Source organism: Moraxella sp. HMSC061H09 (genome assembly GCF_001809255.1).
Classification (GTDB): Bacteria; Pseudomonadota; Gammaproteobacteria; order Pseudomonadales; family Moraxellaceae; genus Moraxella; species Moraxella catarrhalis.
In genome coordinates this window covers 33,052-58,155 of sequence record NZ_KV796845.1, presented here as the reverse complement: position 1 = coordinate 58,155, position 25,104 = coordinate 33,052, and the positions used below count along the sequence as shown (strand labels likewise).

Sequence of the window (25,104 nt, the reverse complement as noted above, 5' to 3'; positions counted from 1 at the left end):
TGGCTGTTTTAATCCGTAGGGAGTCCTTATGAGACATTATGAAGTGGTGCTACTGGTACATCCAGACCAAAGCAACCAGGTTGCCGACATGGTAACTAAGTACCGTTCTATCGTAGAAGATAATGGCGGTAATAACCATCGCCTAGAAGATTGGGGTCGCCGTCAATTGGCTTATCCAATCAATAAAATCCACAAAGCACACTATGTTTTGCTAAACATTGAGTGTAACGATGAGACATTGGCACAGTTAGAAGAGCTGTTCAAATACAACGATGCCATCATTCGCAGTCTTATCATTCGCCGTGATGAAGCCATTACCGAACAATCTCCTTTGGCAAAAGAAGCCGAAGACAAACGCACTCGTAAAGCCAACCGCCGTAACGATGTTCGCACTCAGGAAGCTGAGAGTGATAACACCGCAAGCGAATAATTAAGGAGATTACTCATGGCTCGTTTCTATCGTCGTCGTAAATTCTGCCGTTTCACCGCAGAAGGCATTACCCACATTGATTATAAAGATGTTGAACTTTTAAAACAATACATCAGCGAAAATGGTAAAATCACTCCAAGCCGTATCACGGGTACTTCTACTAAGTATCAACGCCAGCTTGCAGTTGCCATTAAACAAGCTCGTTATTTGGCTCTATTGCCATATACCGACAACCACAAGTAATTAACGGAGATAAATCATGCAAGTTATTCTATTACAGCGTGTCGTTAATCTTGGTAAGCTTGGCGAGACTGTTGATGTAAAAGCAGGTTACGGTCGTAACTATCTCATCCCACAAGGCAAAGCACTGCCTGCAACTGAAGCCAATTTGGCTAAGTTTGAAGCTCGCCGTGCTGAACTTGAAGCTTTGGAAGCCGAAGAGTTATCAGCTGCTAATGCACGTGCCGAAGCCTTAGCTGATGTGAATGTCATCATGCGTGCCAAGTCTGGTGATGAAGGTAAACTATTTGGCTCTATCGGTGCTCGTGATATCGCTGATGCATTAACTAAATCTGGCTTAGAAGTTGACCGTTCTGAGGTTAAAATGCCAGAAGGCGCTTTCCGTCAAATTGGTGAATATAAAGTTACGATCCAGCTGCACCATGATATTAGCACCGATATTTTAGTGACCATTTTGTCGGAAGATGCACCAACTGCCGATGAAGATGATAGCGAATAATTTTTATTAATGATAGTTATCTAAAAACCCCTAAAGCATTATCTTTAGGGGTTTTTGTATCATCATCTTTAGATGACCAAATTGGTTGGCTATCTTTTGGTGTATAAATTCATAAAAAATGTTCAATTATTTTTATTGATGGGCTAAAATTTTTTATCAAAATCTATTACCACAAAAGTTGATTGTTGTACACCTTATTTACATAAAAAGTACAACTTTCACCAGATATCATTACAAAAATAATAGAATTGATCTTTCTATGGGTGATAAAATACAGTGATAACATACATAAAAGTTGCATCAAAAATTTATGTCGTTTTATATTATATTAAACTTAAATAACTTAAACTTAGTGAGACTGATATATTCTAATTTGCTGTGTCATTGATTCTAAATTTTAATTTCAGTAATCCAAGGTCGCCCATACGCCAAACCCAATATGATTATGATGAAAGTACCAAACCCCAAACTTTTAACAACTTCATTGCTTGTTTTAACTTCAGCCATAGCAGTCTTTTCTTTTTCTGCTTGCTATCAGATTGGGGATGTGGTGAATGAGGCGGCAGCTGAGGCAACACAGCAACCCCCAATTAGAACTCCCAAGCAGACTGCTAAATTAAACGCCTTCGAAAATTCAACCTATCAAACAGCAACTGATGAGCTACTTAAAGCTTATAACTGGACATTGATATCTGCCGAAGTGCAAGGAGCACCAATTCACAGCTACGAAAATATTATTAAAAATCGTGCAGGGAGCTTAAGTTTTTCAAATCGTGGGCTTTACTTTAATGTGGGCTGTAACCATCACTCTCAACATTATCAATTATCTGAAGGTGTTTTATCAATTCATCACAGAACATCAACTTTAATGGCTTGTCATCATTCTGACAGCCACTCACCTGATTTAGCTCAAGTTGAATCGAAATTTGCACAGGATTTAAACGGCTCAAACCTACAAATTAAAACTGGTCCTGACGAATACACAGCCACCTTATTACTCCAAAAAGGTGCTCAGGTACTCACTTGGCAAGGTGATATGAAACCTGAAGTTCGTTTTGGGGAGTCAGTATTGCTATTTTGGGAAATTGAACCAAATAAAATTAACTGTATTGATGAAATTGGTCAAGAGCAACGATGTTTAAAAGTGCGTAATGTCACTTATAATGAACAAGGCATTAAGACTGGCTCTGGTGCATGGCGTACCTTTTATGGTCAAATTCATGGGTATGAGCATCAGCCTAATTTGCGTCAAATTATTCGACTAAATGCCTACAATAATCCTGATAGTAAAGAAAACCCATATTATATCTATGATAGACCTGTTGAAATTTACTATTTGGATGTTCCCGTGTCTCAATAATAATTGAGATCACAAATTTAGAGTGAAGTTGTCGTACGATCTGAAATAGAAAATCATGTGTGATAAATCACCTTGTTTTGGAGAGATTTTATCGGCATAATATGCTTTGAATAACAATGTCATGATGATGACAATTAGCCCATTTTATCTCATCTTATGAGCGTAAACATTTAAGGAAATCAAATTATGGCAAAGCAAGTTGCAGTATTAATCGGTAGTGCAAGCCAAACTTCTGTTAATCGGTTGGCGTTTAACTATCTTGAATCTGTTGCACCATCATCACTACAATTTAAAGTCGTTGAAATCGCAGATTTGCCACTGTATGATCGTGATTTAGACGAGCAAGATGTACCCGCTTACAACCGATTTCGTGAAGAAATCAAAGCAGCCGATGCAGTACTATGGATTAGCCCAGAGCATAATGGTGGTTGTTCGGCTATGATTAAAAATGCCATTGATATTGCATCACGCCCAATTGGTCAAAGCGTTTGGACTAATAAGCCATTGGGTTTAATCAGTGTCAATGCCAATGGTAGCTCACGGGTCACTGATCAGCTGCGTACCATTGCGACAAATCCAGCGCTCAATATGCCAACACTGCCCTTTGGTGCATACTTCGGCGGTATCTTTACTGGGGCGTTCAATGAACAAGGTGAGCTGGTATCTGAGCACGGTCAAGCAACTTTAAAGAACTTTATCAAGGCGTATGCTGAATTTATTGAAAAGTTTTAGCATCAACCGCCATCAGTTGCACGCTGATGTATGGTGATTTATAACCGCCCAATTTTGGGTGGTTATTTTTATTTACAAAGCTAAGCTACCTATTGATTTAAAATTCAGCTATAATAGACAAATCTTTGTATCATGGCTTTGTGTATGCCAGAAAAAAATTTATTAAAAAGTTCAATCAATCACAGCTTAATAAAAAATAAGATCTATATCATTATCGAAGGGACGGACACGCCTGCCGGTAAGTTATTTGATGTGCTAATCTTAGTGGCAATTATTACCAGTGTTTTGGTGGTTATGCTCGATAGCGTATTATTTTTACGCTTGCAATATGGGCGTTTATTTTTCGTTGCTGAATGGTTTTTTACGATTTTATTTACCATAGAATATGCATTGCGTCTTTATTCTGCACCAAATCTTCGTCGATATGTGACCAGTTTTTATGGGGCAGTTGATTTATTGGCACTATTGCCAACATATTTGAGCTTATTTTTTGCAGGTACGCATTATTTGCTGGTTGTTCGAATTCTTAGAATTCTGAGAATCTTTCGTGTCTTTCGACTCAAATCTTATATGCAGCAAGCTGGATTTTTGGCGGCTGCTTTTAAAACCAGCCAGCATAAAATTACGGTATTTTTTCTATCGCTACTTCTGCTTGTAACCATTTTTGGCTCAGTTTTGTATGTTGTTGAAGGCCCTGAAAATGGCTTTACAAGTATTCCTTTATCAATCTACTGGGCGGTTGTGACATTGACAACGGTAGGTTATGGCGATATTTCCCCAAAAACACCACTAGGGCAGGCGATCGCAAGTATGGTGATGATTACAGGTTATGCCATCATCGCCGTACCGACAGGGATTTTTACTGCTGAGCTAACTCGGACTATGCGGCCGCAACTTCAGCCAATTTCTTGCCCAAATTGTGGTAAATTTGGGCATGCAACTAATGCTAAATTTTGTGACCGCTGTGGTCATGACTTACATGTATAACAGATGAATTTTTCAACATTTTGGCAAACTGCACCTTTATCTTTGTTATTGATACTGAGCTTTATTGGTTTGGCGATCGTACAGTTATTGATGGGTGTTGATATAGATGCCCCAAGCACGCACGACTTACTACGATTTGGTGCTAACTTTATGCCGCTGTCGATGGTTGGCGAGCCTTGGCGACTGCTTAGCAGTGGATTTTTACATATTGGTATATTACATCTGTTATTCAACAGCTTTGCGATGTATTATTTTGGACAAGTTACCGAGATTATCATCAGCTCCGTTCATGTTGGTTTGTTATTTATTTTGGCTGTGGTAGGCAGCAACTTGCTTGGAAATTATTTGGCATGGCAGGCTGTGTTTTTGGGTACACCTTTAGCTATCAGTGCTGGAGCGTCTGGCGGTATCATGGGATTGGGTGCATTTTTATTTTCATTGGCATTGCTACAGGCACCCATTGCACTTAAGCTAAATACCAAAACTTTGGGTTTTGTGATGGCGATTAATTTACTGATGGGTTTTGCTGTCAAGGAAATTGATCATGCAGGGCATATTGGCGGCACACTTGTTGGATTTACTCTTGGTGTGGTTTATCGTTATGCTTTGTCTTATCGTCAGTATACCAATTTAATATTGACTGGTGCAATGATGGGCATGGCGATGCTATTTGGGGTAATTTGGTATTGGTTACATTGGCAAATCATGGCGGTGATTGGCTGAATTAAACCTTAAATAATATCCCATCATGGCAAATGACGGGATATTATTGCATAGGATTTGACGATTTGTTGCATAAAATCTGCGTGCCAACACCTTCTTCGGTAAATATCTCAAGCAAACATGCGTGTGGCACACGACCATCAACGATAGTAACGCTGTGCAATCCCGATCTGATGGCTTCAAGTGCACCTTCAATCTTGGGAATCATACCACCTGAAATGGTTCCATCAGCAATTAAGTGATCAATATCTTTGGCTGATAAATGGGTGAGTACACGACCTTGTTTATCCAGCACGCCTTTAATATTGGTCAGTAAAAGTAAGCGTTCAGCCCCAAGAAATTTGGCGACACGGCTGGCAACCAAATCTGCATTGATATTATAGGTATCGCTATTGACATCCACCCCAAGCGATGCAATCACTGGGATAAAATTACTGGCAATCAGTATATCAACCACTTCTTCATTTACCGAATCAACTTCAAAGACATAACAGATTTCTAGTAACTAAGTTGATAAAGGAAAGTAATGATTAATTAATGGCGGCCAGAAGACCCAAAACCACCTGATCCACGAGTGCTGATATCACTAAAAGTATCAACAATCTCAAAGTCAGGACGCATTATGGGAACAATGACATATTGTGCCATTCTTTCGGCAGGCTTAAGCTCAAAGTTGGTATCGCTGCGATTCCATATCGAGACCATCAGCTCACCTTGATAGTCAGAATCAATCAAGCCAACCAAATTACCAAGTACAATGCCGTGCTTATGACCAAGTCCAGACCTAGGGAGAATTAGCCCAGCAAAATTAGGGTCGCTGATATAAATGGATAATCCAGTGCCAATAAGCTTGGTTTCTCCTGCGGCAATAATCATTGGCTCATCAATACAGGCTCGCAAGTCAATCCCTGCTGAGCCTGCGGTAGCATGCGTTGGTAGGGGAAAGTCTGGATGAGAGCCAATTTTAGGATTAAGGATTTTGACTTGTACGCTTTTCATAGGGACTGCTTATTTGATGGTTTTTAAGGCTATCATGATTGAATTTTTATGCAATTTTTGTCAAGACCTTTACCTATCGTTGATAAAATGATAAGAATAAAGCCCGATTATGATCGAGCTTTAAAGTATCAATCTGTCACTTAGGCATTGCCTTCGTCATTTTGGGTTTCTAGCTGACTTTGTAAGAAAGCTTGTTCAAAATTCACAGGTGCAAGTAGTAACTGCGGGAAGCTACCACGCGTCACGATATCGCTGATGGCTTCTCGAGCATAAGGGAATAAAATATTTGGGCAATACGCTTGTAGCAAATGTGGCATATCTGCTTCAGGGATATTACGCATCAAAAAAATACCTGCTTGCTGAACTTCAGCGATGAACGCAACTGACTCACCAAGCTTGGCAGTTACGCTGACAGTGAGTACCACTTCTTTGTAGTCTTCATCTAAATCGTTATCGCTTGTGCTGATGCTGACATCAGTTTCAGGTTGCCATTGTTTGGTAAATACTTCGGTATTTGGCACTTCAAATGAAATGTCTTTTGTGTAGATACGCTCTAAACCGAGCTGTGGCTGAAGTTCTTCAGACATGATAATTCCTTAAATGTGTGTTATTTGTATATTAATTCGTATATTAAAAATGGCTAAATGATTGCGCCAAAAGCTCATCAAGTTTGCCATCGGCATTTAATTTATTAAGCTGATCAAAACCGCCAATGAAATTATCACCAATAAAGATTTGTGGGACAGTACGATAGCCATTGGTTTTGGCTGAGAGTGCTTCACGATCCTCAGCATTGATATCATACATGCTAATCTCATCATAAGCAACAGATTTATTATTCAAAAGCTGCTTGGCAGCCAAGCAATAAGGGCAAGTCGGTGTGGTATAGATGGTTACTTTTTGCATTGCCATTTCCATTAAATTAGGTCCACATCTTATATAAGGCTTTTCATGAATATTTCAAGGCTTATTGATAAGACTAAGCCATGATTTTTAGCTAAAATGATTTAAACTACTTTTTATTAGTACCAACCAAAGGCAAGCCCGCTGATTGATAGCCTTGAATACCGCCTTCAAGACGCATAAAATTGGGTCGATTGATCAGCTGTACAGCAGCACCTGCTTGCATGCCAATATCACAAACCAAAATCACAGGCACTTCAATGGCTTGTAATTCAGCTAGGTGATTTTTAAGGTCGTTAAACGGTATATTTTGGCTACCAGTGATATGACCATTGGCAAACTTGTTAGCTGGGCGAATGTCAATAATGCGAGCATTTTGATTATTGACCAATAAGCCCAATTCGCTTGGCGGAACTTTACGACCACTGCGTTTGCCTTCGATGGCAAAAAATGCAATGATTAATACAATCAGCAATCCAACTAAGACTGGATGATTACCGATAAATTCAAACCAACGTTCCAAAGTATACTCCAATGTCTAATCATAAAACTCGTATTATAACGCCAAATGTATCTAATTGCACCGTTTTTCATATTCATGATGAGTCATGAGCAGATTGGTATTATTTGGCAGAAGGCTTAACCGCACTTTGACCCGCCTTGGCTTCATCAATCAAGGATGTCAGGCTTTCGATACGCCTTGGTAATACCTCGCCTTGCATTGCCGCTGCCCATAAGGCACATCCTTTGGCATTGGGCGTATGATGACAATCACGAAATTGGCAACTGCCAGCCAGTGCATGCAATTCTTCAAAACCAAGCAAAATATCATCTGCCGACAGATGCCAAATCCCATATTCACGAATTCCTGGCGTATCTATGATGCCACCTTTGTCCACATGATGGGCATCATAAGGCATAAGTCGGCTGGTCGTTGTGGTGTGCTGACCAAGCTGTGAGTTTTGGGAGATGATGTTGGTGGATTGATTGGCATTGGGTAAAAGCTCATTAATTAGGCTTGATTTGCCCACACCTGATTGCCCAGCAAAGATGGACAGCTTACCATTAATGTGCTTAAAAAGTGTCTGCAAACCTGATTTGGTGTGCGTTGAGGTCTGGATTACGCTAAAGCCATATTGATCGCCCAATGCTCGATACTCATCGATCATTTGCATGATGGCATCTTGGTCATTTGAATTTTGCTCATTTAATAAATCGGCTTTATTTAATACCAATAATGGTGTGATATGATTAAGCTTGGCGATTAATAAATATCGATCGATAAGATTAACGGCAGGCTTGGGCAGTGGTGCAAATACGATGACAAGCATATCTACATTGGCAGCCACTGGCTTGACCTTATGGTAGCGATCAGGGCGAGTGATGAGTTTATGCCGATCAAGTAAATGCTCAATGCGTCCCAATCCTGCGGTCGTATCAAGGCTAAATTTGACACGATCGCCTGTAGCAAGCATGGGTAAGTTGGTGCGAGCATGACAACGCCAAATCGTGCCAATCTGCACCAAAGGTTTATTAGCATCTGTATCAGGTAAGCTTGGCATAACTGTGGGCAGATTTGTTATCTGAACATCAAGCTGCTTGCCAAAGTGCGACACGATCACACCTTCGGCAAATGTCGCATCATCGGCTTGGACGGTTTGATTTTGTTCAATTTGGCGAGTTTGGCGTTTGGTTAATTTGCGGCGGCGAATCAGCGACATAAATGATGACTTTCAAATAAATAAGATTGACTAAAAATGGGTATGATAATCCCTACAAGATGCACCTTAAGATGAAGATTTTGGTAAGCTTGGTGTTCACCACTGTAGCATAAAAAATTTACTTGGGCAAATTGTGTTTGTGGTTTTTGGAAGAATTCACCAAATCAAATTTACTTGTGCATAAATTGGCCGAATTTATTTGGGAAACTGCCAAAAATCTTTTATAATACGGATTTATTTTTATCATTAACTCACAGCAATTAAGTGCTGATTGTCGCCAATCGCTTAATTGTCAAATATAAGGCAACCATGAGTAAGCTAAATCCTCGCCAATTAGAAGCGTTAAATCACACCCAAGGTCCGCTACTTGTACTGGCTGGTGCTGGCTCAGGAAAGACATCGGTTATCACCCAAAAGATTGCCCATTTGATCGAAAATTGCCGCATTCCTGCCGATCGTATCACGGCAGTGACTTTTACAAATAAAGCGGCGCGTGAGATGAAATCACGCGTTCAAAAGATTTTATCTCATGAAAAATCTCGTGGATTGACTGTTTCAACATTTCACCAGTTTGGTCTGCAATTTTTACGCTATGAATTAAAACACACATCATTAAAACCCAATTTTTCAATTTTGGATGCAGATGACTGCCAGCGTCTGCTTGCAGAACTGATGGTGCGTGATAATTTAAGCGGTGCTGAACGCCGTGAACTGGTGCATGAAGCCATCAAGAAAATCTCTGATTGGAAAAATGACCTCATTGCACCCAAAGATGCCGCTGAAACGCTCGATGACCCTGAAGATCTTGGTTTTGTGCATTTGTATGAATTATACGAGCGTAATTTGCGAGCGTATAATGCGGTGGATTTTGATGATTTGATTGCCATGCCTGTGCGTATCTTAAGGGAAAGTCATGAGGTTAAAGATAAATGGCAAAATCGTATCCGCTATCTGCTGGTGGATGAATATCAAGATACCAACACCGCACAGTATGAGTTAATTAAACTATTGGTTGGGCGTCTTGGACGATTTACAGTCGTGGGCGATGATGACCAGTCAATTTATACATGGCGAGGTGCTAAACCTGAAAATATGGCACTTTTAAAGCAAGATTTCCCCAATCTTGAGGTGGTAAAATTGGAACAAAACTATCGCTCAACCAATCACATCTTGGGTGCTGCCAATGCGGTCATCGCCAATAATGAGCATATGTTTGAAAAATCGCTTTGGTCTGATAAAGGTGATGGTGAAAAAATCCGTGTTATCACTTGTAATAATGATTTTGATGAAGCTGAACGAGTCGCCAAAGAAATTTTGACGCATCGACTACGCAATAACCAGACTTGGGATAAATATGCGGTGCTGTATCGCAGCAACTTTCAGGCTAGGGCATTGGAAGCTCAGCTAAGACAGCTTGAGATTCCGTATAAATTATCTGGTGGTACTTCATTTTTTGCGCGTACCGAAATCAAGGACTTGATGGGTTATCTTCGTATTATTATTAATCCTGATGATGATGCGGCATTTTTGCGAGTGATTAATACACCTAAGCGTGGTATCGGTTCGGTGACACTTGAAAAACTTGGACTGTTTGCACAGCACTGCGGCACATCGCTGCTTGGTGCGTGTACTCGTGCAGGTGTTAAGGACGCATTGGGTGCTAAGGCAGGTGCGATCATTGAATCTTTTGGGGAGTTTATTAATTATTATACGCATCAGCTACATGATAATAGCGATCCTATGCCCTTGGTGCGTCAGATGATTACTGAGACAGGTTATATTGACTATGTCAAAGAAAGCTCCAAAAATCCCCAACAAGAAAAGGGGCGCTTAGATAACATTGAAGCCTTATACTTAAGTATCGCTGCACTGATTAATCGAGCTGATGATGAGCATGATAAGACCATTGATGCTGTGATTCGCAAGATGGTTTTGTTGGATATGCTTGAACAGCAACAAGAAGAAGAAAATACCAACAAAGTTAATCTGATGACGCTACATGCCGCCAAAGGTCTTGAATTTGATTATGTCTACATCATTGGCTGTGAAGAAAAACTGTTACCGCATGTCAATTCAATCATGAGTGCTAATATCGAAGAAGAGCGTCGCTTAATGTATGTTGGTATCACCAGAGCCAAAAGTGAGCTGACTTTATTGCTATGTAAACAGCGACGATCTGGAGCGGATTTTAAGGCGGTGACACCCTCAAGATTTCTTGATGAGTTGCCAGCAGAGTATCTATCTGGTGCTGTTACCAAAAAAGAAGATCCTAAAAAAGTCGCTGAAAACTATCTGGCAAATATTCAAGCGATGCTTGCTGCTAAGAAAAAATAAAATAGCAGCGATTAAAAAAGTTGTCTTGCATTTTTGGAATGAATGGCTTGGTATCACATATCATAATGACTTCATGATTAAAAACTAAGCTGCATGTAAGGTTGATTTAAAAATTGGCTAAGCGTGCTTACGCATGAATAAGGTCACAACGCCCAAAGCAATCAGCTGAACCACCAAGATTAGCCCAACTGTCCAAAGCCATTTGCCTTGGGCATAAGCTAAGGCACACGCCCAAGCACCAATGAAGCCACCGCCATAATAACCCATATAATACAGCCCTGACGCCAAAGACCGACCCTCGCTGACATGGCTGGTCAAATAGCTGATGGTTGCAGACTGAGTGATGAACACACCAGAGGACATTAAAGTTAGTCCCATAATAACTATACCCAAAGGCATAAACAATGTCATTAATAGGCCTGTGATAGAAACAAGGATAGCCAACAGTATCGTTGAGGTCATGCCAAAGCGTATCACCACGCGTGTGGATAATGGTGTGATGACCATACCAATCAAATAAATGGCAAAAATATTGGCAAGATCGGCAGGCGTGAGTAGATACGGGCTTTCTGATAAATGAAGATTGATGAATGTAAAACAGCCCACCAAACTAAACAAAACGCACGCTCCCAAAAATCCACTACAGATGACATGAAGATTTTTGGTGTGTGAGAATAATGTGGCAAATGCAGTACGAAAATTCTCAGAAATGATAAAATTTTGTGAACGATGTAGGGATTTATATGCCCAAATCGCACCGATTAATGTGCATATTGCCATCACTATATAGCCATAACGCCAACCAATAAAATGCTCCAAATGCCCTGCAAAAAACCGCCCACTAAAACCACCAAGTACCGTCCCTGATACATAAAGTGACATCATAGTTGTCAGTCTTGAGCTGTATTCTTCACTGATATAAGCAATCAAAACTACCGTAATGCCAGGCACGCTTACCCCTTGCAAAAACCGCCAAAAAATCACTTCATGGATACTACTTGCCATGCCAATCAGTGCTGTTGGCAGAGCAAGCATAAGTAATGAGCTTACGATGAATGGCTTTCTACCAACAGCATCAGACAGCATACCCATAAATGGCGATATCAGTGCAATGGCAAGCACGGTCGCACCTACCGCCATTCCTGCTTGAACTTCAGTTGCCTTAAGATCTATCATCAGTACAGGTAAAATCGCCTGAACTGAATACACTTGCAAAAATGCAAAAAATCCGATCATGGCAATAGTGAATTTTTCACTCAAGGTTGGCAGATGGAAATGAAGGGCAGTCATAGTCTGATTTTGGCTGAAGTTTTTGTCTATTGTAGCACAGATAAGGCGAATAAGGCTTGAGCTTTGACTTTAGATAATTTTTATAATACATGTTATATCATTTATCAATGGCTTATTTTTGGGTTTTTGATGACTTAAATGACCTAAGAACTTAAATGATCTAAGATAAGCTACCTAAGAGTTACCCTGATTAAATAATCAGCCAATTTTGCCAAATTATTCTATAAAAATGCTAAAATATTCACTTTTAATCTCCAAGACAAGCAGGAAAAATGATATGGCACAGACTCAAAAGATGGTATTGATTGTTGGCGGTGGTCATGTCGGCTTATCATTTGCTTTATTGTTGGCACATCATGGCATTAAAAGCACACTTGTTGAGCATCATCGTTATCCGACCATTGAGCCTGATGAAGATAACGCACGCACGCAGTATTTAGACAGCCGTAATACAGCACTGTCACGCCGTACTGTGCAAATTTATCAAGAAATTGGGCTTTGGGTGTATCTTCAGAGTCATGCATGCCATATTGACCAAGTTAACATCAGTGAGCTTGGCAGCTTTGGGCATGCCACCTTAAATAAAGATGAAGAAGGTGTGGAAAGCTTTGGGCAAGTGATGGAAAATGCACATTTAGGCAGGCAGTTGTTATTGGCAGTCAAGGATAGTCCCTTGATCAACTTATATGATGGTACAAGTGTGATTGATATCGCTCAAGATGAAGCTCATGCAAGCATTACAGTAAAATTTGATACAGGTCAAATCAAAACCTTAACAGCGCCACTTGTGGTGGCTTGTGATGGACAGCATTCGGCGGTGCGTCAACGATTGAATATCGGTGTTGATATTCATGACTATGAGCAGGTTGGTATCGTTGGTGTGGTACAAACTGATAAAGCACATAAACATACGGCAATTGAACGCTTTAGTGAGGCTGGGCCTTTGGCGGTGCTGCCTTTGACAGATGGTATGGGCGATGGTGGCACAGGGCAGACGGCAGGTTATCGCCGCTCGGTGGTGTTTATTTGTCCAAAAGGTGAAGAAGGACGGTATTTAAGCGATGATGAGTATTACCTTCAGACACTCCAAACAGTTTTTGGTACGGCAGCAGGGCGATTTGTGGCGACAGGTAGGCGTGGTGTATATCCACTGACCAAAGTGCTAGCACATCGTCAGGTATCAGGTCGTTTTGTCATTATGGGCAATGCTGCCCATACGCTACACCCTGTGGCAGGTCAAGGGTTTAATTTGTGTCTAAGAGATGCGTATACACTGGCAAATATGCTGGCAAAAGCGGTTGCCAAAGAAGGCAGTCAGGTGGATTTGGGACAATATGATCGCTTGATCCGTTATGAAAATGCTCGCCAAAAAGACCAAAAACGCGTTATCAAATTCTGTGATACTGTCGTTGGTAGCTTTTGCCACCCCAATCCTGTGATGAGATTTGTGCGTAATGTGGGCTTGATTTGTTTTGATAAAGTGCCAGGCATTAAGCCTTTGGTGGCAACTTATGCCATGGGACTTAAGTCTTGATTTTCATTGGTCATATGGCGATACAGTATAAGGATATGTCATGATCTTAAAGGCGATAATGATTGTATTTGGGTGCTTATTTCTGGGTCAGCTCATCGTAGGTTTATTTGATTTATTGCTGCCACCGAGCGTCGTTGGACTGATTTTATTATTTTTGGCATTGCAGGTAGGCATAGTTAAGCTTGCCACCATCGAAAAACTTGCCAAAGTATTCATGGATTATTTGGTGCTACTTGTTGTACCTGCTTGTATTTCGATCATGCAATATCTAGACATTATTCGAGATGATTTTTGGGTGCTAATCATCGGTGTGAGTGTCAGCACGATTTTGGTGCTACTAACCTCGGCAGGCTCATACACTTGGCTAAGAAAACTTCAAAAATCTCACGCTCAAACCACCAAAAACCAAGGCAGATAAGTCAGATGGATAAATTTGTAACACTGTACCAGACGCTGTCTACCAGTCCATTTTTACTGCTGATGCTTTTGATGGGTGTATTTGAGCTGACAATATGGGCAAGAACACGCTTCAACCAGCCGTTGATTAACCCAACTTTGGTAACGACCATTGTTGTTATCTTGATTTTAAAATTTGCCAATATCAAATGGCAGGCGTTTGAACAAGCCAGTAGCTATATCACCTTTTGGCTTCAGCCTGTGGTTGTGTGTTTGGCAGTGCCTTTGTATATTCAATGGCAAAAAATTCGTGTACAGTGGCTGCCGATTTTGGTGTCTCAATTTGTGGCAAGTCTTGTTGGTATCGTCTCTGGTGTGTGGATTGTACGGGCGTTGGGCGGTAGTTATGATAGCATGATCGCAACGGCAGCGAAGTCTGTGACGATGCCGATTGCCATCGAGGTTACCCAAGCTTTGGGTGGAATTATCGGCATTACGGCGGCAACGGTGCTGATTGCAGGCGTGGTAGGTCAGATTTTTGGTGTTTGGATACTTTATAAATCAGGCATGAGATTGCCAATGGGCATGGGGTTATCACTTGGTTCGGCATCTCATGCGCTTGGTACGGTACGCTCAATGCAGCTGGGCGGGCGTTATGTGGCTTATGCGACATTGGGTCTGATTTTAAATGGCATTATGACAGCATTTTTAGCACCAGTACTGGTACCTTGGCTGGTATCATGATGACAGCGACTTTGGTCACACTGGCAGGCGGACGATAAGACGGTGATTTTATTTGGTAAACCAAATGGGGGTATGGTTTGTTTAGCCTGCTTACAATTTAGCTATACTTTTCGATGCTTTAAGGTAAGGTACATCATTGCCACATTGATGGCATCGTTCAAAGCATCATGCCTTGGTAGGTCAGGCATCCCCAAGGATTTAATCATGCCTGCCATGGTCAAATCAACATAGCTGTCATAGTATTTGTTTTTGGTTTCTTGGGCATAAAACAGCCGAGACACTTCAATTTTTGGCTGTGGCAGTTTGATACCCAGCATGGGTTTTAAAAACTTATTCACCATCACCACATCATATTCCAAAAAAATATCCCACAAGCGGTCGTCCACCCACAAACTGCAAAAATTGCTCAATGGCAAAATCTACCTTGACACCGCCACTTAAGTCCTTGGGTCTTAGTCCGTGGATGGTGACATTGGTTGCTTGTATCATGCCCTCAGGCTTGATTAAAATTTCAAAGGTTTCACTGGTTAAGATGCGATTGCCACGGATTTTGACAGCACCGATAGAGATGATTTGGGCTTCAGAGATATCAAGACTGGTTGTCTCACAATCAAAGCTGACCAACTCATCAGGATGCGTGTCATACAAAAATTCATAGCGTTTATCTTTAAGCTGACGGCGATAATAGTGATGTATTAATTTATCAAACATAACGCACCTTAAGCATAGTGTAGATTAAACTGGCTACTGACATGGTGCTTAAATTGCCTCACAACTTGTAACGCATCTTTTAATAAATCTCGCTCAAGTGTGGATAAATTTTCGGTATTAATGTGGTTTGGGGCAAGCTCTTGGTTGTGCTTGAGTGCCAAAAGTCCATTTTTTAGGCGTGTGTTCATCAGATAAGCCAATGCCTCTGAGACATCTTGGCTAAGCTGTTGTTCGATTAAACCCATCTGAGATAGCCGTGCGATGCGTTCAAAAGTGTTGGTCTTACTAATTTTTGCCTTGAGTGCCAATGCACAAGTGCCATGCACCACAGGGAATATTCCCATTTTTTAATATCCATTTTGTGCTTTTGTGACCCAAAATTTGTGCAAAAAATCCATGCCCATCTTCATCAAACTGATTAACTGCCCGTGCAAAACTCATCAGCATCCCCACATCGCTGTCCAAATAGCCACTTAGGTGCGTGCGTACTTCTTTAAGTAGTGCTTCATCACCGCTGACGGATTTGGCATCCATAAAAATTGCCAAATTCATCATATGATCAGGCGTGGGGTTTTTGTACCAGCTGCCTACAGTTTGTTTAAATTCACTGACCGACTGGCACCATGATGGATTATTGACCATAATTTTACCTAAGCAAGGTGGATATCCAAATTCCGCCAAAACGCCAGAAAAACGCTCGGCATAAGGCCGCACCATCTGCATATCAATGCCATCACGGACAATATCAACGCATTATCTTGATCGGTTTTTAAAACTTGTTCGCCCCGACCTTCAGAACCCATCACGACCAAACAAGTATTGGCGACAAGATTGGCAGGTGCAATCATTTGCCATGCTTTTTCAAACAGACGGCTATTAAGTACCTGCATGAGCTGGGCTAATTGTTTGGCTTGCATGCCATTGGCGTAGAGTACTGAGATAGTGTGGTTCATCTGTGATGCCACTTGGGTGAGAGCATCCAAATTGGTTGCAACTTCCAATTTTTCGGCAATCAAATGACTGTGATTGGACAAAAATGCCAAAATATCAATTTGTTTAAGTACACCAATGGGATCACCATTGGCGGTAACGACCACCCGCTGAATGCGATGATTCATCATTTTTAATAAAGCACTGAACATAAAATCATCGGCATCGGCACAAACCAAATCAAAATGTGCCCACAGATGTGTGGCATCATTGGGGTTAAGCGTGCCTGATGAGTGAATGAAGGCATCACAAAATGCCGACTCGGTTACTAGACCGATTTACCATCGTGGTGGATGAGTAAGGATTTGGATTTATTTATCTGCATGATTTTGGCGGCGTCAATCAAACCAATTGAGCCATCATACAACTCATCATATGAGCGATAAGCATCACGCACTTTGGCAGTGAATAATCCAGCCAGCTCATTTTCACGGCGATTATCTGATCGATTTTTAAGCTTATCGGCAATATTGGCAAAAAAGTAAGCACTAAATTCGCTGTTTTCTTCGATGAGTGTACGGATGATGGTTTTGGGCATGGCGTATAATAAACTTTGTTCAACGGCAATAAAACTATGCCGATAAGACTGTCCAAACAGCGCCCGTGTATCAAAGCTATCTGAAGGGTGATACAGTGCCAATATCTCGCCACTGGCATCAATTTCTTTGACCATACCTTTGATGATGATATACAAAGTATCAATACTATCTTGTGCTTCAATGATGGCGGCATTATCATCAAAAAAGATAATATCTGTTGCTTTTTCAAGCACTTGCCTTTGATGATTGGCAGTGTATTATAAGGTACGGTACTAAAGTCAAAGCAATTCATGCCAGTCGTCCTGTATGCTTATTTTATCCATAGATCCATGCTTAATATATTAGCAGATGTCAAGAATTTCACAAGCATCAGACCATAAATTCTCCAGAAACATGGTGGGTGGGTTGGTGGTTTTTAGAGCAGATTTGTTTTAATAAGCACTATAAAAGATGGGGTAAATGCTCTATAATAAAAACAAATTTAAACACATAAGAGTAAATAATGTCTATTAAATCAGATCGCTGGATTCGTCAAATGGCCGAAAGTTATGGCATGATTGAGCCGTTTGAGCCTGAGCAGGTACGCTACAATGCACAAGGTCAAAAGTTGGTCAGCTACGGCACCTCAAGCTATGGATATGATGTACGCTGTGCTAATGAATTTAAGGTATTTACCAATGTGCATTCAGCCATCGTAGATCCCAAAAACTTTGATGATCGCAGTTTTATTGACATCATTGGTGATGAATGTATCATTCCACCAAATTCATTTGCTTTGGCGCGCACTGTTGAGTATTTTCGCATCCCAAGAGATGTACTGACGATCTGTTTGGGCAAATCCACTTATGCACGCTGTGGAATCATTGTCAATGTCACGCCACTTGAGCCTGAATGGGAGGGGCATGTAACCTTAGAATTTAGCAATACTACCAATTTGCCAGCACGCATCTATGCTGGTGAGGGTGTGGCACAGATGCTATTTTTCCAATCAGATGCTGATGATGTGTGCCAAATTTCTTATAAAGATCGTGGTGGTAAATATCAAGGTCAAACAGGTGTCACCTTACCAAAAACCTAAATTCATTGATGGTACAATAAGTGACAAAATAGCACCTAAACTGAAGATAAAATACGCTACAATGGTCAATCAATTGAGTTTCATTAACTAAGGTAAAAAGGTTGTTATGAGTGATATTTATTTTGAGCGTCAGCATGGTTTGGATTTTGAAAGTGCCAGAACGAAAGCACAAGCATGGCTACAAGAGGCCGAAAATCAGTTTGGGCTAAATATCAACTATATCAAAGGTAACAACCAAGACAATGCAAGCATTCATAAAGCAGGTGTCGATGCTCAAGCAACTTTGACTGCTGATAAAATCACCTTTCAAGCTAAACTTGGACTGTTTGCTAAACCTCTAAAAGGTGTGATCAGTTCAGGCATCAAAGAAGGCTTAGATAACTATTTCCCCCAAAGCTGATTTGAGATGATGATCTGTATTGATGATTCAGTAGTGGATTATTCATTATTTTAATCATCTTAAAATTTCATAATCTTAACTATCCTTTGACTGATACTCTTGGGCAATCATAGAAATCACAACGGTAGCAAATGCACCTTTAGGTAGTCTAAATTCAAGATATAACTCATCGCCTGACCGATTCCAAGTCAGATCATACACCATCAGCCGAAGTGGGCGGTATGCCAATTTGGCACCGATTTTTATCAATCCTTGGTAGAGTGTTTGGTTGTGATGATGATTAAGCAGTGTATCATAAAGCATCCGAACACTGCCGCAGTCACGCCGATCACCGATGCCAATGAGTGGTGCAGTTGGATGAATGTCGCACTGTTTGATACGGGTTTTTACATCATCTGTTGGCATATTTTGAAAAATTGAACCTGTGCCCTCTAAATTAAAAACATCACCCAAAAGTGCCTGATTCCATGTACCATCAGCCACACGCTTGCCTAGCATGGCGTTAAACAGAGCACTTCTGGCGGCTGATATTAGCAGTCCATCTTTTTCGGCAAATTTTTTGTGGGGACGATAGGGCTGATCACTCATCAGCTGGCTTTCAAAAAAACTGTGAGCCTTGTCAAGATTTTTACCATCGATGCCAAACCTTTGTTCACCAAAATAATTCGGCACGCCGCCAGATTTGATACGCTCAAGTGTCTCATCTATGGTATTGATATCGCCATTAAGATGACGCAGGCGAATGGCAAAATGATTGTATTTGTGCGTACCTCGGTTGAGTTTGCGGCTATGCCAAATCAGATGGTTAAGTATAAAAGATTCGTCATCATTCAGATATGCTTTGGCAAAATTTTCCAAAGAAGTCTTTGGTATCGCCTTGGTGGGTAGCCGAATGCTAAACCATTGATGCGTTATTGCATGCCGATCTTTGAGTCCAGAGTAGCCGACATCACGCATAGGCACACTTGCCCAATTGGCAAGCAGCTTTACGACATAGGTGGTATTTAGATTTATCTTGGTGATATGTAGCCACAGATGTTCACCGTTGCCTGAGTGTTCGATGTCCAAAATCTCAGTAACGATAAAGTCATTAGGCGTACTTTTAAAATCAGCGTGTAAAACGGGTGGCTGCCAAGGCAGTGGTAAAGTTGTTGGGCTCATAAATTACTTTTTGGTTGTTTTGCTTTTTGGTTATTTAATGATATCAAATTGATCAAAGTTTCGGTATGTGGTTGCCATTAGGCGTATCGGAATTTTATGATCACTGTCCTGACAGCAATTTATTTTAAATGGCAAAATCAGTCATAATAACTAAAAAATCATGTATGCCATAAGGCTAACAGATGAAAACCATTAAGATGAAGATTACCAAGAAGTGGCCAAATTCCAATTTATCATCAATAAAAACCTTGGTCAAACCGTTGATTTGAATCAGGTTTTTATTATCTGATTTGGTGATACTATGCTAATTATCAGAGGGTATGGCATTGGTTTTGAGTAGTTTGGCGGCAGTATTACCCATCTTATTGACATCAACACTGATACTCTCTTGGCTTAGTATATCACCGCTTCTGGCATGCAAAGCGATAATTTGAGCAAAGGGTAAGGTGGCATCTTGGGCGAGTAGACCTGCCAGCATACCAGATAATACATCGCCCATACCAGCGGTTGCCATGCCAGCATTACCCAAGGTACAGATACTGATATTGCCCAAAGTATCAATACTCAAAGAATTCGCTCCTTTTAAAATCCACTGTCCGCCATAGTGATTTTGTAGCTGAATAATGGCAGCCATACGATCGGCTTCAACTTGTGTTGCACTGATACCCAAAAGTCGCCCAGCTTCGGCGTGATGTGGTGTACCGATACAGTGATCAGGCAGGCGAGATGGTGGCTGATTTGCCAAATGCCATAGTGCATCGGCATCGAGTACGATTGGCATATGGTGTGTCATTAGTATTGCCAGCCACTTTTTAAAAATGCTCTTAGCCCAGTCATCACGCCCAAGCCCCATGCCAAAGCATATTGCAGTCATCTCAGTAAGCTGTGTTTGGTCAATCTTATCGATATGCCCAAGCATCAGGTTGGGGCTTTTGCTGATGATGGCGGTATGGTGATTGGGATGTGTCATGACCGTGACTCGACCTGCACCGACTTGAATGGCAGCTTCAGCACTCATCAAGGCAGCACCGCCCATGAGTGCAGAGCCACCAATGACCATGACCGAACCTGCGCCGCCTTTATGTAGATGATTGCTATGTCTGGTTCTGTTGGGTAGGCTGGGTAAGCGGTTATTTATGATAGCAATTGGCTCAAGTAACACATCAGTGGGAATTAACGGATGATTGATAATACACCCAACATAGTTTTTGGCATAACCCATGAATAACCCAGCTTTATAAGCCATTAGGCACAGTGTCATATCCACCTGTGTTGCACAGGGCAGAGGTATACCAGTATCAGGATGTAGCCCTGAAGGTATATCAATAGCGATTTTGGTACCTTTTATGGCATTATACTGCTCAATGATGGTACACCAAATATCATCCAATGGGTGTGTCAAACCATCGCCAAATAATGCATCAATATGTATATCTGCTTCGATAGGCGACTGTAAAATAGGTAAATCAGCAGCAATTACATCTTGATAAGCCCAAACAGCATCATCACTCTTAGCAGGCAGGGCAGGGTAGATGGATACATGATAATACTCCGACAAGTATACCCCAAGTAAATAACCATCACCGCCATTGTTGCCAACGCCGCACCAAATACAGATAGAGCTATCAGGCTTTAGATGAGCTTTTAGTGTATTGGACATCATCAGTGCGGCTTGCTGCATCAGCCCAAAACTACGATTACCGAGCCCAACCCAACGATTCTGCCAGTCTTTGACCGCATTTGCTGTATAGATGGGCGTTGGAAAATGATACATGATGAGTGCCTTTTAATCAGGTTGCAACTTGTTGGGCGATGAGATGATTGGTGGCACACCATTTGCCATCAAAGTATCGCTTGGTGTGCCACTATGAAAGCGTAGCTCATCATCAGGCGACTGTATCAGCTCACATTCAATGTCACGAAAAAAAGCCACCCGTTCATCAATACTGTCATCTGTGATGGAGCGAGCCAACATTAAGTAGTCTTCATAATGACGGCTTTCTGATTTGAGTAAATACTTATAATAGCGTGCCAGTTTTTCATCATCAATAACCTCTGACAACGCCCCAAATCGCTCACACGATCGAGCTTCAATGAATGCACCAATAATCAGCACATCTACCATTGCAGCAGGTTCATGGGTGCGTTTGTGTTTCAAAAGCCCCTTGGCGTAGCGACCTGCAGGCAGATAATACCAATCAATGTTACGCTCTTTCATTAATGATAAAACTTGCTCATAGTGCAGCATCTCTTCACGCACCAATTGAGCCAAACGCTCTTGTAAAGTGCGATGAAATTCATAACGAAAAATCAAATTCATCGCTGTGCCTGCTGCCTTTTTTTCACAGTTGGCATGATCTTGGAGTAGCAGTGGTAGATGTTCACATGCCAAGTTTAGCCAACGCTCCGAGGTGCGACAACCTAAAAACTCATGGATATGGCTAATATCTGTCTTGGTGCGTGCATGGGTCGTGATGACTGTTAGATCATCTTCAGGGGCGGTGATCGCTTCACTCATATATCATCCAAAATGTCATAAATAAATTTATTATACCATAGCTTAATTACCCAAATGATAGACAAATACCTAAGTTTTATATTCAAACTTATCAATGTAAAAGTTTTGGGCAATTCATTGAACAATATATTTATAATCGTTACAGTTATGCAATATTTTTATGTTCATATTACACTCACTATCTAAAATTAAGTTTATAAATATTTTATTTGTCAAGATTTTTAGGTGGGTAATAGCAATTAAATTGTAACAAATTTTTTAATTTTATTGAATTTAGTGAGCTGATTTTATCATCATTAAATCGTAATAATTCAAAATAATACAAATTTAATATACAAAAAATATTATATATATTAATATATTACATAAATACTTATTCATATTATAAAAATTTTAATTATTAAGGTATTGCAAAATATTTTAAAGTTGGTATCCTATAGCCATAGTATAAATTTTAGTATTCCATATTGATACAACATGTAATTTTATGTTACTCTGTGTCATGATGAATTATCATCATCGTTAGCGATACATCGGCATTTTGCCAGTGTATCTTATTGACAAGTACGATTGTACTAGGGAATACACCTTTCCAGTGGAGAAAACCATGAAAAAACTTGCTCTAGCAACCGCTGTCGCTGCTTTATCTGTATCTGCTGCACAAGCAACACCGACTGTTTACGGTAAAGCATTTTTGACTATTGATGCCAACAATACTGATACAACTTATAATTCAGGTCTTGTACAATTATCTGAAGATACCAATGAAAGCGGGCTTAACTCAAATACCTCACGCATTGGTTTTAAAGGTTCTGAAGCTTTAAATGCTAATACTGATGTTGTGTATCAACTTGAATATAAGATTGACATTGATGCTGATCGTGGCGATAACTTTAAATCTCGTGATACTTACCTAGGTCTTGCTCATAAACAATACGGCACATTGTTGGCTGGTCGCTTAACGACTATTGATGACAGTGTTGATTTTGCCAGCATGTTGGAAGGTAATAATGTCGCTGACATCGGTCCTACTTTTAATGCCCCTCGTGCCAACAATGCCTTTGCTTATGTATCACCTGAGTATAATGGTACTCAGTTCTTAGCTATGTATGCATTTGACTCAGATACTGACAAGGGCGGTCTTGCCAAAGATGACCAGTTTGGTGTGGGTGCAACTTATAGCACAGGCCCTATCAATGCAGGTGCGACTTATATTCACTACGGTGATGACAGTCACATTCGCCTATCTGGCAACTATGCGGTTTCTCCAGCATTGACTGTAGGTGCTTTATATCAAATCTCAGAATTTGGTGTCGCTGCCAAAAATCAAAAAGCCAGTCCTTTGTCTGAGGGCAAGGTAGGCGATAAAAAAGAAAACACCCTTATCGTGAGTGGCGAGATGAAAACTGCCACGCCATGGACAGCCTATGGTCAGGCAACTTTGATTAAAAATGTTGCTGGTAATGATGGCGATGAGTCAGTGGGTGTTGGTATTGGTGGTAAATATGCCTTTAATAAAGCCACCACAGGTCATGTCTACACTGGCTATGTCAACAGCGAGCGTAAAAATGTCAAGTATGAGGGCAGTAATGAAACACATAAAAATGCACACAAAGATACAAAGTTTGATGGTTATAAGAACAGTGGCTTTGGTATCGGCGCAGGTTTAGAATATAAATTCTAATCTTTACCCGAAGCAAAAAAGCTCATCTTAATGATGGGCTTTTTATTGCGATAATCAATTTGGTGGTTAAATGTTAGCTATGGCTTAGGTAGTGTTTTGGTATCGATTAATGATTGGGCTGGTGTTGAAATTTACCATGGTTTAAAAAATATGCGGTTTGATGGGCAACAGTCAAATCTGTGAGTAGCCCTGTATGACTGACTGGCAGTAATAAATAATCCTTGGCATTTTGAAGTATTGTTTCAGAAACAAAGACAGTACCATCATGTTGAGCATCAAGCTTATTTAGGCGATGTAATCGCTTGTGTAGCATTAATAAAGGCAAACCAAGCCCAAAAGGTCGATTGCCTGCAATGATGCCAAGCTCAATACCATTGGGCAGTTGTGGACAAGTACCATCAAGTGCGCCCAAATAAGATTGATTGACGAATGGTTTTAGGTATGTGTTGGCATAGTGTGCAACTTGACTGCCGCAGTGTGGCGTTCCCAAGGTAACACAGCGATGTATCCGCCAGACAGGATAATTTGCCAAAAAATGCCGAATGACCAAACCACCCAAGCTATGCCCAACTAAATTGATTGGGCGATTGACATCATGGGTTTGGGTAAGATATTGATGTAGGTTTTCACTGTGTACGGCGATGGGCTGCATCAAACTGCGATAACCGTAGCGATGGGTCGATAATCCCAAATTGATTAATTTTTTCTCCAAAGGTTTCATATACCAAGGGCTTAAGTGTAAGCCATGGATGAGAATGGTTAATGGTGTATCCATCATATAAAGTACTTATTTAATTAATCACATCTTCTCAAATTGATCAGCCATCAAAAATAACTAACACAAAATACACATATTTCAAATACCAAAAAAACCCAACCAATTGATTGGGTTTGTCGTATCTGTCAGATTATTTGCCACGGTATGTAATACGACCTTTGGTTAAGTCATAAGGTGTCATTTCAACTTTGACTTTATCGCCTGTTAGGATACGGATATAGTGCTTTCTCATTTTACCTGAAATGTGGGCGATGATTTCGTGTCCATTATCTAGGCGAACCTTGAATAAAGTATTTGGCAAAGTATCAATAACCTCGCCTTCAAATTCGATAATATCGTCTTTTTTTGCCATA

32 protein-coding genes are annotated in these 25,104 nt (G+C 40.7%); 14 read left to right on the top strand and 18 right to left on the bottom strand.

Annotated features, from left to right (window positions below; all coding sequences use genetic code 11):
• Positions 1-28: 28 nt before the first annotated feature.
• The 7 genes from rpsF to HMPREF2573_RS04065 all read left to right on the top strand — a co-directional run bounded on the left by rpsF (position 29) and on the right by HMPREF2573_RS04065 (position 4,971).
• The gene (rpsF, locus tag HMPREF2573_RS04095) at positions 29-430 is read left to right on the top strand and encodes a 30S ribosomal protein S6 (RefSeq protein WP_003657492.1); all 402 of its coding nucleotides are present in this window, start codon (positions 29-31) and stop codon (positions 428-430) included.
• A gap of 15 nt (positions 431-445) precedes the next feature.
• A complete protein-coding gene (gene rpsR / locus HMPREF2573_RS04090) occupies positions 446-673 on the top strand; it encodes a 30S ribosomal protein S18 (RefSeq protein ID WP_003657491.1) in 228 nt (75 codons plus the stop codon).
• Between the two features lie 16 nt (positions 674-689).
• Positions 690-1,169, top strand: coding sequence for a 50S ribosomal protein L9 (rplI, locus tag HMPREF2573_RS04085; RefSeq protein WP_003657490.1), 480 nt, complete (start codon positions 690-692; stop codon positions 1,167-1,169).
• A gap of 448 nt (positions 1,170-1,617) precedes the next feature.
• Positions 1,618-2,529 (top strand): META domain-containing protein, encoded by a 912-nt coding sequence (locus HMPREF2573_RS04080; protein WP_003664581.1) that lies wholly within the window; start codon positions 1,618-1,620, stop codon positions 2,527-2,529.
• A gap of 186 nt (positions 2,530-2,715) precedes the next feature.
• Complete coding sequence (locus tag HMPREF2573_RS04075; RefSeq protein WP_003657488.1) at positions 2,716-3,261, top strand: NADPH-dependent FMN reductase; 546 nt, start codon at positions 2,716-2,718, stop codon at positions 3,259-3,261.
• Between the two features lie 144 nt (positions 3,262-3,405).
• Complete coding sequence (locus HMPREF2573_RS04070) at positions 3,406-4,248, top strand: ion transporter (protein ID WP_003657487.1); 843 nt, start codon at positions 3,406-3,408, stop codon at positions 4,246-4,248.
• Between the two features lie 3 nt (positions 4,249-4,251).
• Positions 4,252-4,971, top strand: coding sequence for a rhomboid family intramembrane serine protease (locus HMPREF2573_RS04065; RefSeq protein WP_003673286.1), 720 nt, complete (start codon positions 4,252-4,254; stop codon positions 4,969-4,971).
• A gap of 43 nt (positions 4,972-5,014) precedes the next feature.
• On the opposite strand, the gene argB is transcribed toward HMPREF2573_RS04065, so the two are convergent.
• From argB to rsgA, 6 genes are all read right to left on the bottom strand, one after another.
• Positions 5,015-5,467 carry an acetylglutamate kinase gene (argB, locus tag HMPREF2573_RS04060; RefSeq protein ID WP_077656151.1) on the bottom strand — a complete coding sequence of 151 codons (453 nt, stop codon included), beginning with the start codon at positions 5,465-5,467 and terminating at the stop codon, positions 5,015-5,017.
• Between the two features lie 38 nt (positions 5,468-5,505).
• Entirely contained in the window at positions 5,506-5,970 is a 465-nt protein-coding gene (gene dut / locus HMPREF2573_RS04055) for a dUTP diphosphatase (RefSeq protein ID WP_003665418.1), read from the bottom strand.
• Positions 5,971-6,110: 140 nt separating this feature from the next.
• On the bottom strand, positions 6,111-6,557 hold the full coding sequence (gene secB, locus HMPREF2573_RS04050; protein WP_003657482.1) for a protein-export chaperone SecB: 447 nt from the start codon (positions 6,555-6,557) through the stop codon (positions 6,111-6,113).
• A gap of 43 nt (positions 6,558-6,600) precedes the next feature.
• The gene (grxC, locus tag HMPREF2573_RS04045) at positions 6,601-6,876 is read right to left on the bottom strand and encodes a glutaredoxin 3 (protein ID WP_003660255.1); all 276 of its coding nucleotides are present in this window, start codon (positions 6,874-6,876) and stop codon (positions 6,601-6,603) included.
• A 106-nt stretch (positions 6,877-6,982) separates the two neighbouring features.
• Positions 6,983-7,396, bottom strand: coding sequence for a rhodanese-like domain-containing protein (locus HMPREF2573_RS04040; protein WP_003657479.1), 414 nt, complete (start codon positions 7,394-7,396; stop codon positions 6,983-6,985).
• Positions 7,397-7,496: 100 nt separating this feature from the next.
• Positions 7,497-8,594, bottom strand: coding sequence for a ribosome small subunit-dependent GTPase A (gene rsgA, locus HMPREF2573_RS04035; protein ID WP_070472633.1), 1,098 nt, complete (start codon positions 8,592-8,594; stop codon positions 7,497-7,499).
• Positions 8,595-8,903: 309 nt separating this feature from the next.
• Here rsgA and HMPREF2573_RS04030 point away from each other — a divergent pair, with 309 nt between their 5' ends.
• On the top strand, positions 8,904-10,928 hold the full coding sequence (locus HMPREF2573_RS04030; RefSeq protein WP_042510549.1) for a UvrD-helicase domain-containing protein: 2,025 nt from the start codon (positions 8,904-8,906) through the stop codon (positions 10,926-10,928).
• Between the two features lie 117 nt (positions 10,929-11,045).
• On the opposite strand, the gene HMPREF2573_RS04025 is transcribed toward HMPREF2573_RS04030, so the two are convergent.
• Positions 11,046-12,218 (bottom strand): MFS transporter, encoded by a 1,173-nt coding sequence (locus HMPREF2573_RS04025; protein WP_003660250.1) that lies wholly within the window; start codon positions 12,216-12,218, stop codon positions 11,046-11,048.
• Between the two features lie 277 nt (positions 12,219-12,495).
• Here HMPREF2573_RS04025 and HMPREF2573_RS04020 point away from each other — a divergent pair, with 277 nt between their 5' ends.
• From HMPREF2573_RS04020 to HMPREF2573_RS04010, 3 genes are read left to right on the top strand one after another with little or no spacing between them, the layout of a single operon-like run.
• The gene (locus tag HMPREF2573_RS04020; RefSeq protein WP_003657473.1) at positions 12,496-13,752 is read left to right on the top strand and encodes an FAD-dependent monooxygenase; all 1,257 of its coding nucleotides are present in this window, start codon (positions 12,496-12,498) and stop codon (positions 13,750-13,752) included.
• A gap of 40 nt (positions 13,753-13,792) precedes the next feature.
• Positions 13,793-14,170 carry a CidA/LrgA family protein gene (locus tag HMPREF2573_RS04015; RefSeq protein ID WP_003657472.1) on the top strand — a complete coding sequence of 126 codons (378 nt, stop codon included), beginning with the start codon at positions 13,793-13,795 and terminating at the stop codon, positions 14,168-14,170.
• Positions 14,171-14,175: 5 nt separating this feature from the next.
• Positions 14,176-14,892, top strand: a complete 717-nt coding sequence (locus tag HMPREF2573_RS04010) for an LrgB family protein (RefSeq protein ID WP_003657471.1) — start codon at positions 14,176-14,178, stop codon at positions 14,890-14,892.
• Positions 14,893-14,993: 101 nt separating this feature from the next.
• Here the strand turns inward: HMPREF2573_RS04010 and HMPREF2573_RS09420 are convergent, their stop codons facing one another.
• From HMPREF2573_RS09420 to HMPREF2573_RS03985, 6 genes are all read right to left on the bottom strand, one after another.
• The gene (locus HMPREF2573_RS09420) at positions 14,994-15,230 is read right to left on the bottom strand and encodes a 3'-5' exonuclease family protein (RefSeq protein WP_201738240.1); all 237 of its coding nucleotides are present in this window, start codon (positions 15,228-15,230) and stop codon (positions 14,994-14,996) included.
• Positions 15,231-15,240: 10 nt separating this feature from the next.
• A complete protein-coding gene (locus HMPREF2573_RS09415; protein WP_198920378.1) occupies positions 15,241-15,603 on the bottom strand; it encodes an exonuclease domain-containing protein in 363 nt (120 codons plus the stop codon).
• Between the two features lie 8 nt (positions 15,604-15,611).
• Positions 15,612-15,947, bottom strand: a complete 336-nt coding sequence (locus HMPREF2573_RS04000; RefSeq protein ID WP_198920377.1) for a putative nucleotidyltransferase substrate binding domain-containing protein — start codon at positions 15,945-15,947, stop codon at positions 15,612-15,614.
• The gene (locus HMPREF2573_RS09725; protein WP_255360631.1) at positions 15,889-16,320 is read right to left on the bottom strand and encodes a DUF294 nucleotidyltransferase-like domain-containing protein; all 432 of its coding nucleotides are present in this window, start codon (positions 16,318-16,320) and stop codon (positions 15,889-15,891) included. Before HMPREF2573_RS09725 ends, HMPREF2573_RS04000 begins: the two co-directional genes overlap by 59 nt.
• Positions 16,254-16,772: a DUF294 nucleotidyltransferase-like domain-containing protein gene (locus HMPREF2573_RS09720; RefSeq protein ID WP_036344483.1), complete on the bottom strand. Its 519-nt coding sequence runs from the start codon at positions 16,770-16,772 to the stop codon at positions 16,254-16,256. The genes HMPREF2573_RS09725 and HMPREF2573_RS09720 overlap by 67 nt, the downstream gene beginning before the upstream one ends.
• Positions 16,773-16,861: 89 nt before the next feature.
• Positions 16,862-17,365, bottom strand: coding sequence for a Crp/Fnr family transcriptional regulator (locus HMPREF2573_RS03985; protein ID WP_036344481.1), 504 nt, complete (start codon positions 17,363-17,365; stop codon positions 16,862-16,864).
• Positions 17,366-17,634: 269 nt separating this feature from the next.
• Here HMPREF2573_RS03985 and dcd point away from each other — a divergent pair, with 269 nt between their 5' ends.
• Both dcd and HMPREF2573_RS03975 read left to right on the top strand, forming a co-directional pair.
• The gene (gene dcd, locus HMPREF2573_RS03980; RefSeq protein ID WP_003657468.1) at positions 17,635-18,210 is read left to right on the top strand and encodes a dCTP deaminase; all 576 of its coding nucleotides are present in this window, start codon (positions 17,635-17,637) and stop codon (positions 18,208-18,210) included.
• A gap of 106 nt (positions 18,211-18,316) precedes the next feature.
• Positions 18,317-18,610 (top strand): polyhydroxyalkanoic acid system family protein, encoded by a 294-nt coding sequence (locus HMPREF2573_RS03975; protein ID WP_003657466.1) that lies wholly within the window; start codon positions 18,317-18,319, stop codon positions 18,608-18,610.
• A gap of 75 nt (positions 18,611-18,685) precedes the next feature.
• On the opposite strand, the gene truD is transcribed toward HMPREF2573_RS03975, so the two are convergent.
• The 3 genes from truD to HMPREF2573_RS03960 form a co-directional block, all read right to left on the bottom strand.
• Positions 18,686-19,771 (bottom strand): tRNA pseudouridine(13) synthase TruD, encoded by a 1,086-nt coding sequence (truD, locus tag HMPREF2573_RS03970; RefSeq protein WP_070472631.1) that lies wholly within the window; start codon positions 19,769-19,771, stop codon positions 18,686-18,688.
• A 304-nt stretch (positions 19,772-20,075) separates the two neighbouring features.
• Positions 20,076-21,545 (bottom strand): NAD(P)H-hydrate dehydratase, encoded by a 1,470-nt coding sequence (locus HMPREF2573_RS03965; protein WP_003657463.1) that lies wholly within the window; start codon positions 21,543-21,545, stop codon positions 20,076-20,078.
• Between the two features lie 12 nt (positions 21,546-21,557).
• Positions 21,558-22,289 carry a MiaE family protein gene (locus tag HMPREF2573_RS03960; protein ID WP_003673963.1) on the bottom strand — a complete coding sequence of 244 codons (732 nt, stop codon included), beginning with the start codon at positions 22,287-22,289 and terminating at the stop codon, positions 21,558-21,560.
• 607 nt (positions 22,290-22,896) lie between these two features.
• Between HMPREF2573_RS03960 and HMPREF2573_RS03955 the strand changes: the two genes are divergently transcribed.
• Positions 22,897-23,973, top strand: a complete 1,077-nt coding sequence (locus tag HMPREF2573_RS03955; RefSeq protein WP_003657461.1) for a porin — start codon at positions 22,897-22,899, stop codon at positions 23,971-23,973.
• Positions 23,974-24,079: 106 nt separating this feature from the next.
• Here HMPREF2573_RS03955 and HMPREF2573_RS03950 read toward each other — a convergent pair whose 3' ends face one another.
• Together HMPREF2573_RS03950 and infA are read right to left on the bottom strand one after the other, a co-directional pair.
• Positions 24,080-24,748, bottom strand: a complete 669-nt coding sequence (locus tag HMPREF2573_RS03950; protein ID WP_003657460.1) for an esterase/lipase family protein — start codon at positions 24,746-24,748, stop codon at positions 24,080-24,082.
• Between the two features lie 133 nt (positions 24,749-24,881).
• Complete coding sequence (infA, locus tag HMPREF2573_RS03945) at positions 24,882-25,103, bottom strand: translation initiation factor IF-1 (RefSeq protein WP_003657459.1); 222 nt, start codon at positions 25,101-25,103, stop codon at positions 24,882-24,884.
• Position 25,104 lies beyond the last annotated feature (1 nt).

Bases quoted from the DNA above. Each gene is read 5' to 3' on its own strand.
- rpsF (WP_003657492.1), top strand. From the start codon at position 29: ATGAGACATTATGAAGTGGTGCTACTGGTACATCCAGACCAAAGCAAC.
- rpsR (WP_003657491.1), top strand. From the start codon at position 446: ATGGCTCGTTTCTATCGTCGTCGTAAATTCTGCCGTTTCACCGCAGAA.
- rplI (WP_003657490.1), top strand. From the start codon at position 690: ATGCAAGTTATTCTATTACAGCGTGTCGTTAATCTTGGTAAGCTTGGC.
- HMPREF2573_RS04080 (WP_003664581.1), top strand. From the start codon at position 1,618: ATGAAAGTACCAAACCCCAAACTTTTAACAACTTCATTGCTTGTTTTA.
- HMPREF2573_RS04075 (WP_003657488.1), top strand. From the start codon at position 2,716: ATGGCAAAGCAAGTTGCAGTATTAATCGGTAGTGCAAGCCAAACTTCT.
- HMPREF2573_RS04070 (WP_003657487.1), top strand. From the start codon at position 3,406: ATGCCAGAAAAAAATTTATTAAAAAGTTCAATCAATCACAGCTTAATA.
- HMPREF2573_RS04065 (WP_003673286.1), top strand. From the start codon at position 4,252: ATGAATTTTTCAACATTTTGGCAAACTGCACCTTTATCTTTGTTATTG.
- dut (WP_003665418.1), bottom strand. From the start codon at position 5,970: ATGAAAAGCGTACAAGTCAAAATCCTTAATCCTAAAATTGGCTCTCAT.
- secB (WP_003657482.1), bottom strand. From the start codon at position 6,557: ATGTCTGAAGAACTTCAGCCACAGCTCGGTTTAGAGCGTATCTACACA.
- grxC (WP_003660255.1), bottom strand. From the start codon at position 6,876: ATGCAAAAAGTAACCATCTATACCACACCGACTTGCCCTTATTGCTTG.
- rsgA (WP_070472633.1), bottom strand. From the start codon at position 8,594: ATGTCGCTGATTCGCCGCCGCAAATTAACCAAACGCCAAACTCGCCAA.
- HMPREF2573_RS04030 (WP_042510549.1), top strand. From the start codon at position 8,904: ATGAGTAAGCTAAATCCTCGCCAATTAGAAGCGTTAAATCACACCCAA.
- HMPREF2573_RS04025 (WP_003660250.1), bottom strand. From the start codon at position 12,218: ATGACTGCCCTTCATTTCCATCTGCCAACCTTGAGTGAAAAATTCACT.
- HMPREF2573_RS04020 (WP_003657473.1), top strand. From the start codon at position 12,496: ATGGCACAGACTCAAAAGATGGTATTGATTGTTGGCGGTGGTCATGTC.
- HMPREF2573_RS04015 (WP_003657472.1), top strand. From the start codon at position 13,793: ATGATCTTAAAGGCGATAATGATTGTATTTGGGTGCTTATTTCTGGGT.
- HMPREF2573_RS04010 (WP_003657471.1), top strand. From the start codon at position 14,176: ATGGATAAATTTGTAACACTGTACCAGACGCTGTCTACCAGTCCATTT.
- HMPREF2573_RS09415 (WP_198920378.1), bottom strand. From the start codon at position 15,603: ATGTTTGATAAATTAATACATCACTATTATCGCCGTCAGCTTAAAGAT.
- HMPREF2573_RS04000 (WP_198920377.1), bottom strand. From the start codon at position 15,947: ATGGGAATATTCCCTGTGGTGCATGGCACTTGTGCATTGGCACTCAAG.
- HMPREF2573_RS09725 (WP_255360631.1), bottom strand. From the start codon at position 16,320: ATGGTGCGGCCTTATGCCGAGCGTTTTTCTGGCGTTTTGGCGGAATTT.
- dcd (WP_003657468.1), top strand. From the start codon at position 17,635: ATGTCTATTAAATCAGATCGCTGGATTCGTCAAATGGCCGAAAGTTAT.
- HMPREF2573_RS03975 (WP_003657466.1), top strand. From the start codon at position 18,317: ATGAGTGATATTTATTTTGAGCGTCAGCATGGTTTGGATTTTGAAAGT.
- truD (WP_070472631.1), bottom strand. From the start codon at position 19,771: ATGAGCCCAACAACTTTACCACTGCCTTGGCAGCCACCCGTTTTACAC.
- HMPREF2573_RS03965 (WP_003657463.1), bottom strand. From the start codon at position 21,545: ATGTATCATTTTCCAACGCCCATCTATACAGCAAATGCGGTCAAAGAC.
- HMPREF2573_RS03960 (WP_003673963.1), bottom strand. From the start codon at position 22,289: ATGAGTGAAGCGATCACCGCCCCTGAAGATGATCTAACAGTCATCACG.
- HMPREF2573_RS03955 (WP_003657461.1), top strand. From the start codon at position 22,897: ATGAAAAAACTTGCTCTAGCAACCGCTGTCGCTGCTTTATCTGTATCT.
- HMPREF2573_RS03950 (WP_003657460.1), bottom strand. From the start codon at position 24,748: ATGGATACACCATTAACCATTCTCATCCATGGCTTACACTTAAGCCCT.
- infA (WP_003657459.1), bottom strand. From the start codon at position 25,103: ATGGCAAAAAAAGACGATATTATCGAATTTGAAGGCGAGGTTATTGAT.